This window comes from Nitratireductor mangrovi, from assembly GCF_007922615.2.
Taxonomy (GTDB): Bacteria; Pseudomonadota; Alphaproteobacteria; order Rhizobiales; family Rhizobiaceae; genus Mangrovimarina; species Mangrovimarina mangrovi.
Map to the genome: position 1 here is coordinate 2,494,036 of NZ_CP042301.2, position 15,056 is coordinate 2,509,091.

Genomic DNA, 15,056 nt, shown 5'->3' on the forward strand with positions numbered 1-15,056 from the left:
AACAGTTCATGACGCCCTTCCACCTCGCCTTTCCGGTGCGCGACCTCGGAGAGACACGGCGCTTCTACGCCGACGTGCTCGGCTGCGAGATCGGGCGCTCGTCGGAAAGCTGGGTCGATTTCTCGCTCTTCGGCCACCAGCTCTCCGCGCATTTGCGGCCGGACACGGGTGATCCGGCGGGCGCCGGCACGGTCGACGGCGTCGCCGTGCCCATCCCGCATTTCGGTGTCGTCTTGGAGATGGCCGATTGGCAGGAACTGGCCGAACGGCTCGAGGCGCGCGACGACATCGCCTGGATCGAGCGGCCGCAAATCCGCTTCCGCGGCCAACCGGGCGAGCAGGCGACGCTGTTCCTGCGCGATCCCTCGGGCAACGCGCTCGAGTTCAAGGGCTTTGCCTCGCTGGAAAAGGTGTTCGCGGCGTAACGCCGCGAGCGGCCATGGCAGCAGCGGACAAGGCCGCAGCGCCGGCGAAATTCACCGCAGGCTCGACGATGCGCCATGTCGTGGTCATGACCGCGACCGGCTCCATCGGCCTCGTCGCCATCTTCGTCGTCGACGCGCTCAACCTGTTCTACATCTCGCTTCTGGGCGTGCAGGAACTGGCGGCCGCGATCGGCTTTGCCTCGACGCTGATGTTCTTCACCGTGTCGATCGGCATCGGCCTCACGATTGCCACCTCGGCGCTGGTCTCGCGTGCGCTCGGCCGTGGCGCGCGCGATGATGCGGCGGCGGCCGGCGGAGCCGCCATCCTCTATGTCGCGCTCACCCTCGGCCTGATCACGGCCCTCGTCTGGCCTTTCCTGAGGCAGCTCACCGCGCTGCTCGGCGCCGAGGGCGCAACGCTCGACATGGCGACGCGTTTCCTGCAGATCGTGCTGCCGTCGGCGCCGATCGTCGGCGTCGGCATGGCCACGACCGGCATCCTGCGCGGCACCGGAGATGCACGGCGCGCCATGTATGTGACGCTGGCGAGCGGCTTCGCCGCCGCCATCCTCGATCCGCTCTTCATCTTCGGCTTCGGTCTCGGCCTCGACGGCGCCGCGATCGCCACCGTGCTGTCACGGCTGGTGATGGTGATCGTCGGCCTGCACGGCGCCCATCATGTCCACCGTCTCGTCAGACTGCCCGACCGTGCCCGTTTCATGGCGGTCGCCCGACCCTTCTTTGCCATCGCGCTGCCCGCCGTCGCCACCCAGATCGCGACGCCGGTCGGCAATTCCTACGTCACCGCGATGATTGCCCGCTTCGGCGACGAGGCGGTGGCCGGCTGGGCGATCATCGGCCGCCTGGTCCCGGTTGCCTTCGCCGCCATTTTCGCGCTGTCCGGCGCGGTCGGGCCGATCCTCGGCCAGAACTACGGCGCCAGACGCTTCGACCGCCTGCAGACGACCATGCGCGACGCCATGGCCGTCACCGTCATCTACGTGCTCGCGGCCTGGGCCCTGCTGGCGCTTTTTTCCGACGCCATCGCCGCGCTCTTCAACGCCACCGGCGAGGCGCGTGACCTCGTCATCTTCTTCTGCCTGTTCGCCGCTGGCAGCTTCCTGTTCAACGGCGCCCTGTTCGTTGCCAACGCCGCCTTCAACAATCTCGGCTACCCGACCTATTCGACCGTCTTCAACTGGGGCCGCTCGACGCTCGGCATCATCCCCTTCGTCTGGCTCGGCGCCCATTATTATGGCGCCAAGGGCGTCATCGCCGGCTGGGGCCTGGGCGCGGTCGTGTTCGGGCTGGCGGCGGTCGCCGTCTGTTTCAGGGTGTTGGCGCGGATCGCGACGCGCGAACCGCCCGACGAACCGCTGCCGGGTCCGCCGCCGGCGGCGCAGTCGCCTTTCTCCACCGGCAAGGCCACCACGGCCGGCTGACGGAGAATCTACTCCGCCGCCACCCGGCGATACTCCTCCACGGCAAGTTCGACCGCGCGCTTGGTCTCGTCCTTGATCGAAACGGTCTCCGCCATCACGGCGTCGATCTTCAGGAAGTCGAGCACCCGGAAACGGGAGACGGGCGGGCGCAGGAAGATCGCCGGACGGCAGGTCTTCAGCTTGTGGGCGATGATCGACTGCATCATCAGCTGCGTGGCGCCGAACATCAGGTCGATCGAGTTGGGCATCTTGACGCCCTCCTGCGCCGGCGCGCCGACCACGTCGATACCGATCACGATGTCCGCCGCACCTTCGAGAAGGTCGAACGGCACCGGGTTGTAGATGCCGCCGTCGATCAGGATGCGGCCGTCGCGCCGGACCGGCCTGAACACGGCCGGAATGGCCGCCGACGCCGCGAGCGCCGAGATGAGGTCGCCGCTCTCGAACACGGCCAGTTCGTGCTTGTAGTAGTCGGTCGCGGTGACCTTGAGCGGGATCTTGAGGTCCTCGAAGGCCGTCGGGATATCTTCGGGGAGGAAGGATTTCAGGATGCGCTCGACATTGAACTGGCTGACCCTCAGCCCGCCTGCGACGAACTCGGCGATGGTGCCGGGCCGCGCCCGCCACATGCGTGTCGCCACCTCGGCGCGGCGCGACAGCACCGAGCGCGCATAGTCATGAATGTCGCGGCCGCTCATTCCGGCAGCCATGCCGGCGCCCATGATCGCACCGATCGAGGAGCCGCTGATGACAGCCGGCCTGAGGCCGAGCTCGTCCAGCGCCTCGATGACATGGATATGGGCCAGCCCGCGCGCGCCGCCACCGCCGAAGGCGACGGCAAAGGACGGATCGCCACCGCTTGCGGCGCGTTCGGGGGGGTGCAGCGCTTCCTGCAAGGTTCAGCCTTCCTTCCCGGCCTCGTCCGCCGGCCCGACGATCATGACCGCGGGCTCGCCGGAAAGCAGAAGCCGCGCCGCCTCGCGCACCTCGTCCAGCGTCACTGCGCCGATCAGCTCTTCGCGGCGCTCGATATAGTCCATGCCGAGTTCCTCGATCTGCAGGTCCACCAGCGTTCGTGCGATCGCCGAGGAGGTGTCGAGATTGTTGATCGCGTAGGCGCCGAGCACGTAGTTCTTGGCGTCGGCCAGTTCCTGTTCGCTCGGCCCTTCCTCAGCCATCGTCTTCACCACGTCACGGATGACGGAAAGCGTCTCCTGCGCCCGGTCGGCGCGCGTCGAGGTGCCGATCATCAGCGCTGAGGAATAATCGCGGTTGACGATGGTCGAGCCGACGCCGTAGGCGAGCCCGCGTTTCTCGCGCACCTCCTCGAACAGGCGTGAGGAGAATGTGCCGCCGCCGAGAATGTGGTTCATCAGATAGGCGGCGAAAAAACGCGGATCGTCGCGCCGCATCCCCGGATAGGCGAGGCGGAGCGAGGCCTGCGGCAGGTCGAATTCGAGCAGGATCTTCTGGTCGACCTTCGGCTCGACCACCTCGACCGGCTGCAGATCGGGCTCGGCCGGCAGGCTGCCGAACACCTTGTCGAGCTCGGTCTTCAGGGTTTCGGCATCGATGGCGCCGACGACGCCGACCACCAGATTGCCGCGCGCGAACAGACGCCGGTGAAAGGCGCGCAGATCGTCGGCGGTGATCGCGGCCAGTGTTTCGGGCGTGCCTTCCTGGCGGCGTGCATAGGGATGGTCGCCATAGATCGCGCTCGCCCAGGCGATGCTGGCCTTGGTGTCGGGATCGTTCTCGCGCGCCGCAATGCGGTTGGCGAGTTGCGAGCTGATGCGCGCCAGCGGTTCAGGATCGAAGCGCGGCGCGTTCACCGCCAGCGCCAGCAGCGAAAAGGCGGCTTCGCGCTCCTCGGCCAGCATCCGCATCGAGCCGTAGAAGGCGTCGGCGCCCGAATCGAACGACATCTCGGCGCCGCTCTGGTCGAGCTGCTCCTGGAAGGCGGCGCGGTCCAGCCCGCCGGCACCTTCATCGAAGAGACCGCTCATCAGCCGGGCAAGGCCCTCCTGGCCGGCCGGCTCCTGGATGCTGCCGCCCTCGAAGGCGAACCGCACCGAGATCAGCGGCACGCTGTAATCCTCGACCAGCCAGGCCGTGACGCCGCTCTCGCTTTCGACCTTCTGGATGTCGACGGCCGCCTTCGCCGGCAGCGCCACGAAGGCCAGCGCCACCAGGGCCACGATCAGGCGTGCGGCTTCCACCGCTTGCGGGCGGGCGATCCGGAACGGTGCGCAGAGAAGTGCGGGCATCACGAACGCTCCTCGGTTGCGGGCAGCAGATAGCCGGTGACCGAGCGGTCCGGCGACAGATAACGGCGCGCAGCGCTTTTGACTTGCTCGGCCGTCACCGCCTCGATGCGCCGCGGCCACTCCTCGATGTCCTCGATCGTGCCGCCGGTGGCAAGCGTGGCGCCATAGATGCGCGCCATGCCCTGCTGGCTGTCGCGGGCGAAGATCATGCTGCGCACATAGCGCTTCTTGGCCATGGCAAGTTCCTTCTCCGTGACACCGTCGTCGACGATGCGGCTGATCTCGGCATCCATCGCCGCCTCGACCTCGGCGAGCGTCGCGTCACCGCGCGGCGCGCCATAGATCTCGAAGCTGGTATCGTCGAGTGCATCCGACTGGAAATAGGCCCCTACGGAGGAGGCAATCCCCTTTTCCACCACCAGCGTCTCGTAGGCGCGGCTTCTCACCCCGCCGCCGAGAATTTCGGAAAGCAGGTCGAGCGCCTCCGCCTCGCCCGGCTCGGCCGTCGAATAGGACGGCACCACCCATGCCTTGCGGAAGGACGGCCGCGTCACCCGCGCGTCGGTGAGCGTGACCGTGCGGCTTGTGTTCTGCTCCGGCTCCTTCGGCCTGATGCGCGGCGGCAAATCAGGGCCGCGCGCCACCTTGCCGTAGGTGGCCTCGGCGAGTGTCCGTACCTGTTCGGCGGTGACGTCGCCCGCCACCACCAGGACCGCGTTGTTGGGCGCATAGTAGCGCTCGTAGAAGGCGATCGCGTCGGCCCGGTTGAGCTCTTCGATCTCGTGCATCCAGCCGATCACCGGAATGCCGTAGGGATGATTCTGGTAGAGCGTGGCATCGACCTCCTCGCCCAGCAGCGCGCCCGGCTCGTTCTCGACCCGCGAGTTCCGCTCCTCGATGATCACGTCGCGCTCCGGCCCGATAACCTCGTCGCTGAGCACGAGATTGCGCATGCGGTCGGCCTCGAACGCCATCATCGTCTCCAGCGCCTCGGGCGTGACCTGCTGGAAATAGGCGGTGTAGTCGTAGGAGGTGAAGGCATTCTCCTGGCCTCCGATCTCCGCCACCCGTCGCGAAAACTCGCCCGGCCCGTGGTTGGTCGTGCCCTTGAACATCAGATGCTCGAAGAAATGCGCGATACCCGACTTGCCCGGCGTCTCGTCGGCGCTGCCGGTCTTGTACCAGAGCATGTGGGTCACCACCGGCGCGCGGTGGTCGGGAATGACGATGATCTCGAGACCGTTGTCGAGCACATGGCGGGTGACTCTGCTCTCCTCGTCTTGCGCCGTCGTCTCGGCCAACGCGGCAGGCACGGCGCCAACGCAGAAAACCAGGGCGAGGACGATACGGAGCACCGGCAGCCGGGCGCTTCGATCAGCAAAAATCATGGAGAATCACCTCTCGGGGGCAGCTTGATCACCAGAATATTAGCGCATCTGGCGGGCGGCGACGAACGCACGGCGGATGAATTCTTCGGGATCGCCCGCGACGCGTTCGGCTCAACTCGTCTCGATCAAGCGGATGATCGTGTCGCCATAATGACGCTCGTCGGCAATGGTGAAGCCTTCCGGCGTGGCGAACGGGGCGGACGCCGCCTCTTCGAGCACCAGCATCGCGCCGGGCCCGAGCCAGCCGCCGTCGCGCGCGGCAGCGAAAGCCCTTTCGCCAAACCCCTTGCCGTAGGGCGGGTCGGCGAAGACCAGATCGAAAGGCTGGATGGTGCCGGCCTCGCCGAGCCGCGTGGCGTCGCGGCGGAAGACCTTGGTGCGCCCCTGCAGGCCAAGCGCCTCTATATTGGTTCTGAGCAGCGCCCGGCCCTCGGCCGATTCCTCGATGAAAAGGCAGAAGCCTGCGCCACGCGACAGCGCTTCCAGCCCGAGAGCCCCCGTTCCGGCGAAGAGGTCGAGCACGCGGGCGCCCTCGAGCCGTTCGCCATAGCGGTGCGAGATCACGTTGAAAAGCGCCTCGCGGGTGCGGTCGGTCGTCGGGCGGATCGCGTCCGAGCGTGGTGCTGCGAGCGGACGGCCGCGAAACGCCCCGCCGACGATGCGCATCAGCGGCCCTTCGGCCCCTTGCGCGGCCCTCCCGGTCCCTTGCCCCGGCCGGGTTTCCCGGCAAACGAGCCGGACTGGCCGCCCGTCTTGCCGTAGCGCCCCTTGCCGGCATCATGGCCGGGCCGCGCCCGGCCAGCGTGATCTGCGCCGCCCGGCGCCCGCTTGTCTCCGTCGCGCTTTGCCTCGCTGCCCGCGAACGGCTTTCCGGCCGGCCTGTCGGCGCGTGAGCGAAACGGCTTGTCCCTCGCCGGCTGGCCCGGGCGCGATGCGGGACGGCCTGCCTCGCCTTCACGTTCGGGCGCCCGGCGCAGCGCGGAAGCCGGCTTGCGCGGCCGTTCCGGCGCACTGTCCGGCTCGGGCTTCGCGGCCTTCTTGCCGGCCGGACGCGCGCCCGGCGCCATCCAGACGTTGCTGGTGCGCGAACGCCGTGCGTCCTTGCCGCGCTCCTCGTCCTTGCGGCCTCTTCCCGGTTGCCGGGTGTCGAGCCGCGACAGCGCATTCTCGCGCCGATCCTCGCGCTGGCGCTTGCGGTTGCGGATCAGCCCGCCCTCGCCCGGCTCCTCGATGCCCCGGCGCCCGCCTGCGGGCGGGCGCTCTTCCTTGCGGGGGCGATCGGCAACCACCGGCTTGTTGGAGAACGGCACCGCGACCGGCGCGTCGAAATTGGCGCCGGCCTCCTCGATCAGCCTCTCGCCAAGCTGCTCGCGCAGTGTGCGCCCGCGCACTTCCAGCACCGCGCCCTCGGCCAGTTCGCCCAGCTGGAACGGCCCGTAGGAAACGCGGATCAGACGGGTAACCTCGAGCCCGAGCGCGCCGAGGATGTTCTTGACCTCGCGGTTCTTGCCTTCCCTGAGGCCGATGCTGAGCCAGGCATTGGTGCCCTGCACGCGTTCGAGCGACGCCTCGACCGCGCCGTAAAAGACGCCGTCGACCGCCACGCCCTCGCCGAGCGCGCGCAGCCGCGCCTCGTCGACCGTGCCGTGGACGCGTACGCGATAACGCCTGAGCCAGCCGGTCGCCGGCAGTTCCAGCACCCGTGCCAGCCCGCCATCATTGGTCAGAAGCAGCAGCCCCTCGGTGTTGATGTCGAGCCGTCCGACCGTCATCAGCCTCGGCAGGTCTTTCGGCAGCGCGTCGAACACGGTCCGGCGGCCTTCCGGGTCGCGGTTGGTGGTGACGACGCCGGCTGGCTTGTGGAACAGGAACAGCCGCGTGCGCTCGATCGCCGGGATCGGTTCGCCGTCGAGCGTGATCGTATCGCTGGCCGAGACATTGACCGCGGGGCTCTTGAGCACCACGCCGTTGACGGCGACGCGGCCGGCCTCGATCAGCGCCTCGGCATCGCGCCGCGAGGCGATGCCGGCGCGCGCCAGCCGCTTGGCGATGCGCTCGCCTGCGCCTGCCTCCGCACTGGCCCGTTCTTCTCCGGAACGCGGGCGCGGGGCCGACTTGAAACCGCCGCCCTGCGGTTTTCCGCCCGGCTTGCCGCCGCGCGGTCGGTCATGGCCTCGCCCCCCTTCACGAGCCCCGTCTTCACGGCGCCCCCCTTCACGCTGCTTGCCGTCGCGATGCTTGTCGCCACGGCGCTCGTCTGGCGAACCGCGCCGCTCAGGCCGCCGGCCCGCGCTGCCGCCGGGCCTGCCGCCATTGCGCCCGTCGTCTTTTTTGTCGTTCATCTGGTCGTGGCCTTTCCGGGCGGCTAACTATCAGCATCGCGCACCGCTTGCGAGAGGAATTGTCAGAGCGAATGCCGGCCCGACAGCCCGATTTCATGGGGGAAGCGCTTGCCGAGGCGCGCGCCGCCGCGGCCCGCGAGGAAGTACCGGTCGGCGCGGTCGTCGTCGTCGACGGTGCGATCGTCGCGCGCGCCGGCAACCGCACCCGCGAACTCAGCGATCCGACCGCGCATGCCGAATTGCTGGCGATCCGCGAGGCCTGCCGGGCGGCCGGCTCGCAACGCATCGAGAATGCCGATCTCTATGTGACGCTGGAGCCCTGCGCCATGTGCGCGGCCGCTATCTCGTTTGCGCGCATCCGCCGGCTCTATTTCGCCGCCGAGGACGTCAAGGGCGGAGCGGTCGTCAATGGCGGGCGCTTCTTCACTGCGCCCACATGCCATCATGCGCCGGAGGTCTATTCGGGATTTGCCGAACGCGAGGCGGCCGACCTGTTGAAGGACTTTTTCGTCCAGCGCCGCGACACTTCCTAGCGGCGGTCACGGCGGAAGCAACGGCGAGCCTACCAGGGCAGGATGTCTTCCCAGCCCCAGCCTTCCTTGGCGTTATTCTCGCGCCGCTTCTTCTTCTTCCACTCGTCCTCGCCGATATCGTCGGTCGGCGCGGAAGCCGCCGGAACGCGGTAGTCGAGCGGCGGCTCGGAGAGATATTTGCGGTTGGTCGGGTTGCCCTGGTTGCGCTCCGCAAGGCGGCGATTGAACTCATCGCGGCCGCCGCGATTGATGTCGACCAGCGGATTGCCGTTCACGTCGACCGGGTCGCCACGCGTGTGCCGGCGCTGCGTCGGTGTGACGGCCGCAACGTCGTCGGTGACCTCGGGGTCGAAATTGTAGGCTTCGGAGTTGATGGTCGCTTCCGAGCGGATGCGGGCACGCCGCTGCTCGGGCGATTCAGGCCAGGCCGGGTTCGACGCGGTCACGATCCCGTCCTGGGGCGCAGGGAGCGCCGCGGTCGAGGCCGGCTTAACCAGTTCGGGCCGCGGCTTGTATTCGATGTTCTTCTTGTCCTTGGGCGCCAGCGACAGCACTCCGGTCAGGTCTTCCAGAAGCTGCTGGTCGGCCGGCTTGTCGGTGCCGTAGGTCGGCGAGCCGACGCAGCCCGAAAGCGCGATCGCGGCTGCCGCCACGGCGATCGCCGCAGGGTGTGCAAAACCGCGTGCACGCATGATGCGCAAATCCTTCACTCCAACCGCCTCTCGGTATCACCGAAGATATTGTGCCCGTCGAGCGCCTGATGAACCGTAAATCCGGCAACATATTGACGAGGCACGCCGGACGCCCTTGTACAGGAACGCCCTGACAAGGGCAACGCGCCGGCGCGCCATGGCGATAGGGTGATGGAACATTGTCCCAGTCCGGTCCCGCCCTGGCACTTGCGCCGGGGCGAAAATGGCGAGGCCGACCGGCCGCCGGCGCTCATGCGCCGCAAGCCAGGGGCGCGGATGCGCCCGCCGGCGCCTGAGGCCGGAAAAAGAGCGGGGCAAGCGGGTTCGCCCCGATTGCCCCGGACGTGCGCGGTTTCGATCACAATCGGCCCATGGCCTGTAACTCGCGCAGTGCCGCCGCGTCGCGCGCCGAGACCTCCGGAAAGGCCTGGTCGCTGCCGACATCGTCGGTGTAACGCCACGAGCGGGCGCATTTGACTCCGCCGGCGCGTGCGAACACCACGCCGACGCCCGTCACCTCGTCGAGGCGGAACGCGTCGCCCGGTGCTTCGCCGCCGACCAGTTCGATGCCGCTGGTGATGCAGATCTCGGCCATGTCGACACCGCCAAGCGCCGCCATCAGCTCGGCATCGGCGACGAACACCTTCGGCGCCGCCTCCAGCGACGAGCCGATGGTCTTGTTGGCGCGTTCGAGCTCCAGAGCGCCGGTGACGACGCGGCGGACCTGGCGCACCTTGCGCCATTTCGCCGCCAGAGCCTCGTCGCGCCATTCGGCCGGGATGTCCGGAAACTGCTCCAGATGCACCGAGACCGCGTCGCCATGGCGGTCGAGCCAGGCCTCCTCCGTGGTGAAGGGCAGCATCGGCGCCAGCCATTTCACCAGCGCGTCGAACAGCCTGCGCACCACGACCAGCGCCGCCCGGCGGCGCAGGCTCGACGGCGCGTCGCAGTAGAGCGCGTCCTTGCGCACGTCGAAATAGAACGCCGACAGGTCGATCACCATGAAATCGCTGAGCGAGCGGGCGATGCGCTTGAAGTCGAAATTGTCGTAGCCCTTGCGCACGATCTGGTCGAGTTCGGCCAGCCGGTGCAGCATCAGCCGCTCCAGTTCCGGCATGTCGGCCGCCGCCACCTCCTCGCCCTCGTCATGGGCGAGCGTGCCCAGCATCCAGCGCATCGTGTTGCGCATCTTGCGGTAGGTGTCGACATTGGTCTGGATGACGTTCTGGCCGAGCCGCTGGTCCTCCCAGTAGTCGGTGGTCATCACCCACAGCCTGAGGATGTCGGCGCCGGACTTCGCCATCACGTCCTGCGGCAGCACCTGGTTGCCGAGCGACTTCGACATCTTGCGACCGTCCTCGGCCATGGTGAAGCCATGCGTGATGACGGTGTCGTAGGGCGCGCGGCCGCGCGTGCCGCAGCTTTCGAGCAGCGAGGAATGGAACCAGCCGCGATGCTGGTCCGATCCTTCCAGATAGACATCGGCCGGCCATTTCATGTCGGGCCGGTCCTCCAGCGTGAAGGCGTGGGTGGAGCCCGAATCGAACCAGACGTCGAGGATGTCGGTCACCATCTGCCACGGCTCGTTGGCGCGGCTCCCGAGGAAGCGTTCGCGCGCACCGTCGGCGAACCAGGCGTCGGCGCCCTCTGCCTCGAAGGCTTCGAGGATTCTGGCATTGACCGCCTCGTCCTTCAGCACGTCGCCGTTCTCGTCGGCGAAGACGCAGATCGGCACGCCCCAGGCGCGCTGACGCGAGAGCACCCAGTCGGGCCGCTCCTCGATCATCGAGCGCAGCCGTGTCTGCCCGGCGGCGGGCACGAAGCGTGTCGCGTCGATCGCGGCCAGCGCGCGCGTGCGCAGCGTGTCGGGCTTTGGCGACTGGTCGCTCTGCCCCAGCCCGAACTCGTCCAGTTCCTTGTCCATATGGACGAACCATTGCGGCGTGTTGCGGAAGATCACCGGCTTCTTGGAGCGCCATGAATGCGGGTACTGGTGCTTCAGCCGCCCGCGCGCGAACAGCATGTCGCGGGCAATCAGCGCCTCGATGACCGCCTTGTTGGCGTCGCCCTTCTTGCCGTTGTCGTCGATGACGCGTGCCGGTCCGCCCTCGCGGTCCGGCCCGAAACCCGGCGCGTCCCTGGTGAAGAAGCCGGCATCATCGACGGTGAAAGGGATCGCGGTATCGACGCCGCGTTCACGCAGTTCCTTGACCGCGTCCATCCAGGCGTCGAAATCCTCGCGGCCGTGGCCGGGCGCGGTGTGCACGAAGCCGGTGCCGGCATCGTCGGTGACATGGGCGCCGGCCAGCAGCGGCACCGGAAAATCGTAGCCGCCGCCGAGGCCGTTCAGCGGGTGAGCGCACGTCATCGCCGCGAGTGCGTCGGCCGAAACCGCGCGCAGCCGCTTGTACGCAAGCTTCGCCTTTGCGAACGACTCTTCCGCCAGCGCATCGGCAAAGATCAGCCTTTCGCCGGGCTGCGGGCCGAAATCGTTCTCCGCGGCCGTCACCTCGTAAAGCCCGTAGTCGATGCGCGGGGAAAACGACACGGCGCGGTTGCCCGGGATCGTCCACGGCGTCGTCGTCCAGATGACGACGGAGGCACCGAAAAGATCATGGGCCTCGGTGGCGGCAGTCGCTTCCAGAACTTTTGCCAGTACCGCTTTCTGGGCTGCTTCGAAATCGAGAGCTGCAAGGTCCGACGTATCCCCGGTTAGGGATGCGACCGGAAACTTCACCCACACCGTGTCCGACTCGTAGTCGTGATATTCGACTTCGGCCTCGGCCAGCGCGGTGCGTTCGACCACCGACCACATCACCGGTTTGGAGCCGCGATAGAGCTGGTCCGACATCGCGAATTTCAGCAGCTCGCCGGCGATCCGCGCCTCGGCGTGGTAGCTCATGGTCAGATACGGATCGTCGAAGTCGCCGACCACGCCCAGCCGCTTGAACTCGCCGGTCTGCACCTCGATCCAGTGGCTGGCGAAGTCGCGGCATTCCTTGCGGAATTCATTGACCGGCACCTGGTCCTTGTCGAGGCCCTTGGCGCGGTACTGCTCCTCGATCTTCCACTCGATCGGCAGGCCGTGGCAGTCCCAGCCGGGCACGTAGTTGGAATCGTAGCCGCGCATCTGGAACGAACGCGTGATGACGTCCTTCAGGATCTTGTTGAGCGCATGCCCGATATGGATGTTGCCGTTGGCGTAGGGCGGGCCGTCATGGAGCACGAATTTCGGCCGCCCGGCCGCGTCCTCGCGCAACCGCCGGTAGAGGTCGAGTTCCTCCCAGCGCGCCACCAGCTGCGGCTCCTTGGCCGGCAGGCCGGCGCGCATCGGGAAGTCGGTCCTGGGCAGATAGAGGGTCTTGGAATAGTCGAGCTTGTCGGACGTGTCGGTCATGGTCTCGCCGTGTCGGTGGCCGCGCGCGATGCGCTGCGGGCCGGGCTGATGGGATCGAACGGATTGCGCGGCGGGGCGCGCGGCAACACCCGGCGCTTCCGGCGGCCTCAGGCCGCCCGGAAGCCCGGGCCGGTAATTCGTATCGCGGTCCGACGCGGACGCTGGCTCGTGCTCATGGGCGCGCTATTTAAAGGAGCCGGCAGCAAGAATAAAGGGGCAAGTCCGGCGCACCGGAATTTGGCTTTCTGGCCATTTGCGCCTATATTCATGGGCGAATGGCATGATCGGCAGGGAACTCATGAACACCGCCTTCCCCGTCACCGCTTCCCCAGGAAGCTTCACCGTTCCGGTCGAGCGGCTCGACGGTCTGCGCAAGCTCGGCTTCTCCGACGACGAGCTCTATCGCATCATCGCCCCGCGCCGCACGCTGGCGCGCCGCAAGGCGAAGGGCGAGGTGCTTTCGCCGGTCGAGTCCGATCGCGTGATCAGGCTCGAACGCATCTCCGAGCATGGCACACGTGTGTTCGCCAGCGCGGAGAAATTCCGGCGCTGGCTGCGCCACGAGAGCGTAGCACTGGATGGGGCAAGGCCGATCGACCTGATGCAGTCCGAAACCGGCGCGCGTCTGGTGGAAGACGAACTCGCGCGCATCGACCACGGCATGCTCGCCTGAGCGATGCGCGCCTGGCGCATTTCCAACTACGCCGACCTCTCCGGACAAGGCGGCCGAGCCGTGTCCGGACGCTGGCACGTCAAGGGACGGCCCATCATCTATTGCGCCGACCACCCTTCAACATCGCTGCTTGAAATTCTTGTCCACGCGAGCCGGGAGACGGTGCCGGACGGCTATCAGCTGATCGACATCGACGTCCCCGACGACATCCACGTCATCGACGTCGAGTTGCCCGCCGGCTGGGAGCGCGACCTTGCCGTCTCGCAGCGCGTGGGTTCGCAATTCCTTGAGGCGCGCAAGAGCGCCGTTTTGCGCGTGCCATCCGCCATCATGCCGAAAGCGGCCAACCTGCTGATCAACCCCCTGCATCCTTCCGCGCGCCTGATCTCGATCGTCGGCACTTGGCGTTATCCCTTCGACAGCAGGCTGTTCGGATAGCTACCAGACCTCCTTCTCCAGCCGCTCGAAGATGAGCCGCCGCATCTGGCGCGTCACCGCCGCCGGGGCCAGCCGCCCGGCAAGCGCGAAGAGCCGCGCGTTTTCGCCCGGCACGACCAGCCGCCGCCCGGCAAGGGTCGCGTCAAGGATCTGCCGCGCCGCGGCCTCGGGCGCCAGCCGCCGGCTTTCGTCGGCGCCCGCCGGCGCGTGGCGGGCGGCGTGGTCCGTCCGCAGCGGGCCGGGACAGGCAAGCGTCACCGAGACGCGGCGCCGTGCGAACGGTTTCCTCACGCTCGTGGCATAGATCGCAAGCGCGTCCTTGGAGGCCGCATAGACCGCGGCTCCCGGATAGCCGGTGAAATGTGAGAGCGACGACACGAAGCAGAGATGCCGCACCGCGCCGGCGTTAACGAGTCGGGCCGCCATCAGCATCGGCGTCTCGGCATTGACCGTCATCAGCCGCCGATAGGCCTCGGCCGGCACGCTTTCGAAGCGGCCGGTGGCGCTGACGCCGGCATTGAGGACGACGACGTCGAACGGTCCGGCATCGGCGATCATCGGCAGCGCCCGATCGACCTCGGAACGTTCGGCAAGGTCGCAGACGATCCGGCTCACACATTCCCCGGTGCCGCTCTCGGCGCGGTCGACCGACACCACCGCGTAGCCGCGCGCGGCAAGGTCCGCGACAAGGGCCGCACCCAGGCCGCCCGCGCCGCCGGTGACCAGCGCCCGCTTCACCGCCCAACCCTCGCGCCTGGGGCAGGCTTGCGACGGAGCAGGAAGCGCACAAAGGAAATCGTGGTCGCGGCGCGGCGCGCCGCGATCGCCTCTTCCACCAGCGCCGCCATGGTTTCCGGGGAGGCGAAGAACCGCCCTGCCCGCCCGGGATCATGGCCGGCGCGCTGATGCATGCCGGTCGCCGTCGGGCCGGGATGGATCACGCGCACCTCGACCCGCCCGCGCCACTCTTCCGCCAGCGCGCGGGCGAAGCCGTTAAGGCCGGCCTTGGAGGCGGCGTAGCTGGCAAACCCCGGCGCACCGCGATGCGCGGTCGAGCCGATCAGCACCAGCTTGCCGCGCGACGCCTCCAGCCGCGGCAGCAGCAGTCGGGAAAGAAGAATCGGCCCAAGCAGGTTGGCGTCGAGCGTCTCCCTCAGCGCTTCCGGCGCTTCCGCCGCCGGGTCGCCGACCCGACCCAGGCCGGCGTTGAGCACGGCAAGGTCGAGCCCGTCCCAGCCAAGCTCGGCAAGTGCCGCCGCGATCGTCGCCGTCGCCGCTTCCGGGTGCGCCTGGTCGGCGGCGGCATAGGCGGCGCCTTCCGGCAGCAGGTCGCGGATGTCGGCGGCGGCGCGGCGCCCCGTCAGAAGCAGGTCGGCCGTCGGCGTCAGACGCCGCGCAAGCGCCAGCCCGATGCCGGACGTGCCGCCGGTGACCAGAATACGTTTTTTCATCGCCGCTC

The 15,056-nt window shown here is 68.1% G+C and carries 14 protein-coding genes; 5 read left to right on the plus strand and 9 right to left on the minus strand.

Annotated features, from left to right (window positions below; all coding sequences use genetic code 11):
• Positions 1–8 precede the first annotated feature (8 nt).
• Both FQ775_RS12265 and FQ775_RS12270 read left to right on the plus strand, forming a co-directional pair.
• Entirely contained in the window at positions 9–425 is a 417-nt protein-coding gene (locus FQ775_RS12265; RefSeq protein WP_146297795.1) for a VOC family protein, read from the plus strand.
• Between the two features lie 14 nt (positions 426–439).
• Positions 440–1,867 (plus strand): MATE family efflux transporter, encoded by a 1,428-nt coding sequence (locus tag FQ775_RS12270; protein WP_246730102.1) that lies wholly within the window; start codon positions 440–442, stop codon positions 1,865–1,867.
• An 8-nt stretch (positions 1,868–1,875) separates the two neighbouring features.
• Here FQ775_RS12270 and FQ775_RS12275 read toward each other — a convergent pair whose 3' ends face one another.
• The 5 genes from FQ775_RS12275 to FQ775_RS12295 form a co-directional block, all read right to left on the minus strand.
• Positions 1,876–2,763, minus strand: coding sequence for a patatin-like phospholipase family protein (locus tag FQ775_RS12275; protein ID WP_246730103.1), 888 nt, complete (start codon positions 2,761–2,763; stop codon positions 1,876–1,878).
• A gap of 3 nt (positions 2,764–2,766) precedes the next feature.
• The gene (locus FQ775_RS12280; RefSeq protein WP_146297796.1) at positions 2,767–4,134 is read right to left on the minus strand and encodes a M16 family metallopeptidase; all 1,368 of its coding nucleotides are present in this window, start codon (positions 4,132–4,134) and stop codon (positions 2,767–2,769) included.
• The gene (locus FQ775_RS12285; protein WP_146297797.1) at positions 4,134–5,522 is read right to left on the minus strand and encodes a M16 family metallopeptidase; all 1,389 of its coding nucleotides are present in this window, start codon (positions 5,520–5,522) and stop codon (positions 4,134–4,136) included. Before FQ775_RS12285 ends, FQ775_RS12280 begins: the two co-directional genes overlap by 1 nt.
• Positions 5,523–5,633: 111 nt before the next feature.
• Entirely contained in the window at positions 5,634–6,188 is a 555-nt protein-coding gene (gene rsmD, locus FQ775_RS12290) for a 16S rRNA (guanine(966)-N(2))-methyltransferase RsmD (RefSeq protein WP_146297798.1), read from the minus strand.
• A complete protein-coding gene (locus FQ775_RS12295) occupies positions 6,188–7,864 on the minus strand; it encodes a pseudouridine synthase (protein WP_146297799.1) in 1,677 nt (558 codons plus the stop codon). Before FQ775_RS12295 ends, rsmD begins: the two co-directional genes overlap by 1 nt.
• 71 nt (positions 7,865–7,935) lie before the next feature.
• On the opposite strand from FQ775_RS12295, the gene FQ775_RS12300 reads away from it, so the two are divergent.
• Entirely contained in the window at positions 7,936–8,397 is a 462-nt protein-coding gene (locus tag FQ775_RS12300) for a nucleoside deaminase (protein WP_246730104.1), read from the plus strand.
• A 29-nt stretch (positions 8,398–8,426) separates the two neighbouring features.
• On the opposite strand, the gene FQ775_RS12305 is transcribed toward FQ775_RS12300, so the two are convergent.
• Both FQ775_RS12305 and ileS read right to left on the minus strand, forming a co-directional pair.
• Complete coding sequence (locus tag FQ775_RS12305; RefSeq protein ID WP_146297800.1) at positions 8,427–9,089, minus strand: hypothetical protein; 663 nt, start codon at positions 9,087–9,089, stop codon at positions 8,427–8,429.
• A 358-nt stretch (positions 9,090–9,447) separates the two neighbouring features.
• Entirely contained in the window at positions 9,448–12,486 is a 3,039-nt protein-coding gene (gene ileS / locus FQ775_RS12310; RefSeq protein WP_146297801.1) for an isoleucine--tRNA ligase, read from the minus strand.
• 280 nt (positions 12,487–12,766) lie between these two features.
• Here ileS and FQ775_RS12315 point away from each other — a divergent pair, with 280 nt between their 5' ends.
• Both FQ775_RS12315 and FQ775_RS12320 read left to right on the plus strand, forming a co-directional pair.
• Positions 12,767–13,159 (plus strand): Xre family toxin-antitoxin system antitoxin, encoded by a 393-nt coding sequence (locus tag FQ775_RS12315; protein ID WP_246730105.1) that lies wholly within the window; start codon positions 12,767–12,769, stop codon positions 13,157–13,159.
• A 3-nt stretch (positions 13,160–13,162) separates the two neighbouring features.
• The gene (locus FQ775_RS12320; RefSeq protein WP_146297802.1) at positions 13,163–13,597 is read left to right on the plus strand and encodes an RES family NAD+ phosphorylase; all 435 of its coding nucleotides are present in this window, start codon (positions 13,163–13,165) and stop codon (positions 13,595–13,597) included.
• Here the strand turns inward: FQ775_RS12320 and FQ775_RS12325 are convergent, their stop codons facing one another.
• Positions 13,598–14,335 (minus strand): SDR family NAD(P)-dependent oxidoreductase, encoded by a 738-nt coding sequence (locus FQ775_RS12325; protein WP_167812942.1) that lies wholly within the window; start codon positions 14,333–14,335, stop codon positions 13,598–13,600.
• The gene (locus tag FQ775_RS12330; protein WP_146298100.1) at positions 14,332–15,048 is read right to left on the minus strand and encodes an SDR family NAD(P)-dependent oxidoreductase; all 717 of its coding nucleotides are present in this window, start codon (positions 15,046–15,048) and stop codon (positions 14,332–14,334) included. Before FQ775_RS12330 ends, FQ775_RS12325 begins: the two co-directional genes overlap by 4 nt.
• Positions 15,049–15,056: the final 8 nt, after the last annotated feature.

Bases quoted from the DNA above. Each gene is read 5' to 3' on its own strand.
- FQ775_RS12315 (WP_246730105.1), top strand. From the start codon at position 12,767: ATGATCGGCAGGGAACTCATGAACACCGCCTTCCCCGTCACCGCTTCC.
- FQ775_RS12265 (WP_146297795.1), top strand. From the start codon at position 9: ATGACGCCCTTCCACCTCGCCTTTCCGGTGCGCGACCTCGGAGAGACA.
- FQ775_RS12295 (WP_146297799.1), bottom strand. From the start codon at position 7,864: ATGAACGACAAAAAAGACGACGGGCGCAATGGCGGCAGGCCCGGCGGC.
- FQ775_RS12330 (WP_146298100.1), bottom strand. From the start codon at position 15,048: ATGAAAAAACGTATTCTGGTCACCGGCGGCACGTCCGGCATCGGGCTG.
- rsmD (WP_146297798.1), bottom strand. From the start codon at position 6,188: ATGCGCATCGTCGGCGGGGCGTTTCGCGGCCGTCCGCTCGCAGCACCA.
- FQ775_RS12305 (WP_146297800.1), bottom strand. From the start codon at position 9,089: ATGCGTGCACGCGGTTTTGCACACCCTGCGGCGATCGCCGTGGCGGCA.
- FQ775_RS12280 (WP_146297796.1), bottom strand. From the start codon at position 4,134: ATGCCCGCACTTCTCTGCGCACCGTTCCGGATCGCCCGCCCGCAAGCG.
- FQ775_RS12285 (WP_146297797.1), bottom strand. From the start codon at position 5,522: ATGATTTTTGCTGATCGAAGCGCCCGGCTGCCGGTGCTCCGTATCGTC.
- FQ775_RS12320 (WP_146297802.1), top strand. From the start codon at position 13,163: ATGCGCGCCTGGCGCATTTCCAACTACGCCGACCTCTCCGGACAAGGC.
- FQ775_RS12300 (WP_246730104.1), top strand. From the start codon at position 7,936: ATGCCGGCCCGACAGCCCGATTTCATGGGGGAAGCGCTTGCCGAGGCG.
- ileS (WP_146297801.1), bottom strand. From the start codon at position 12,486: ATGACCGACACGTCCGACAAGCTCGACTATTCCAAGACCCTCTATCTG.
- FQ775_RS12270 (WP_246730102.1), top strand. From the start codon at position 440: ATGGCAGCAGCGGACAAGGCCGCAGCGCCGGCGAAATTCACCGCAGGC.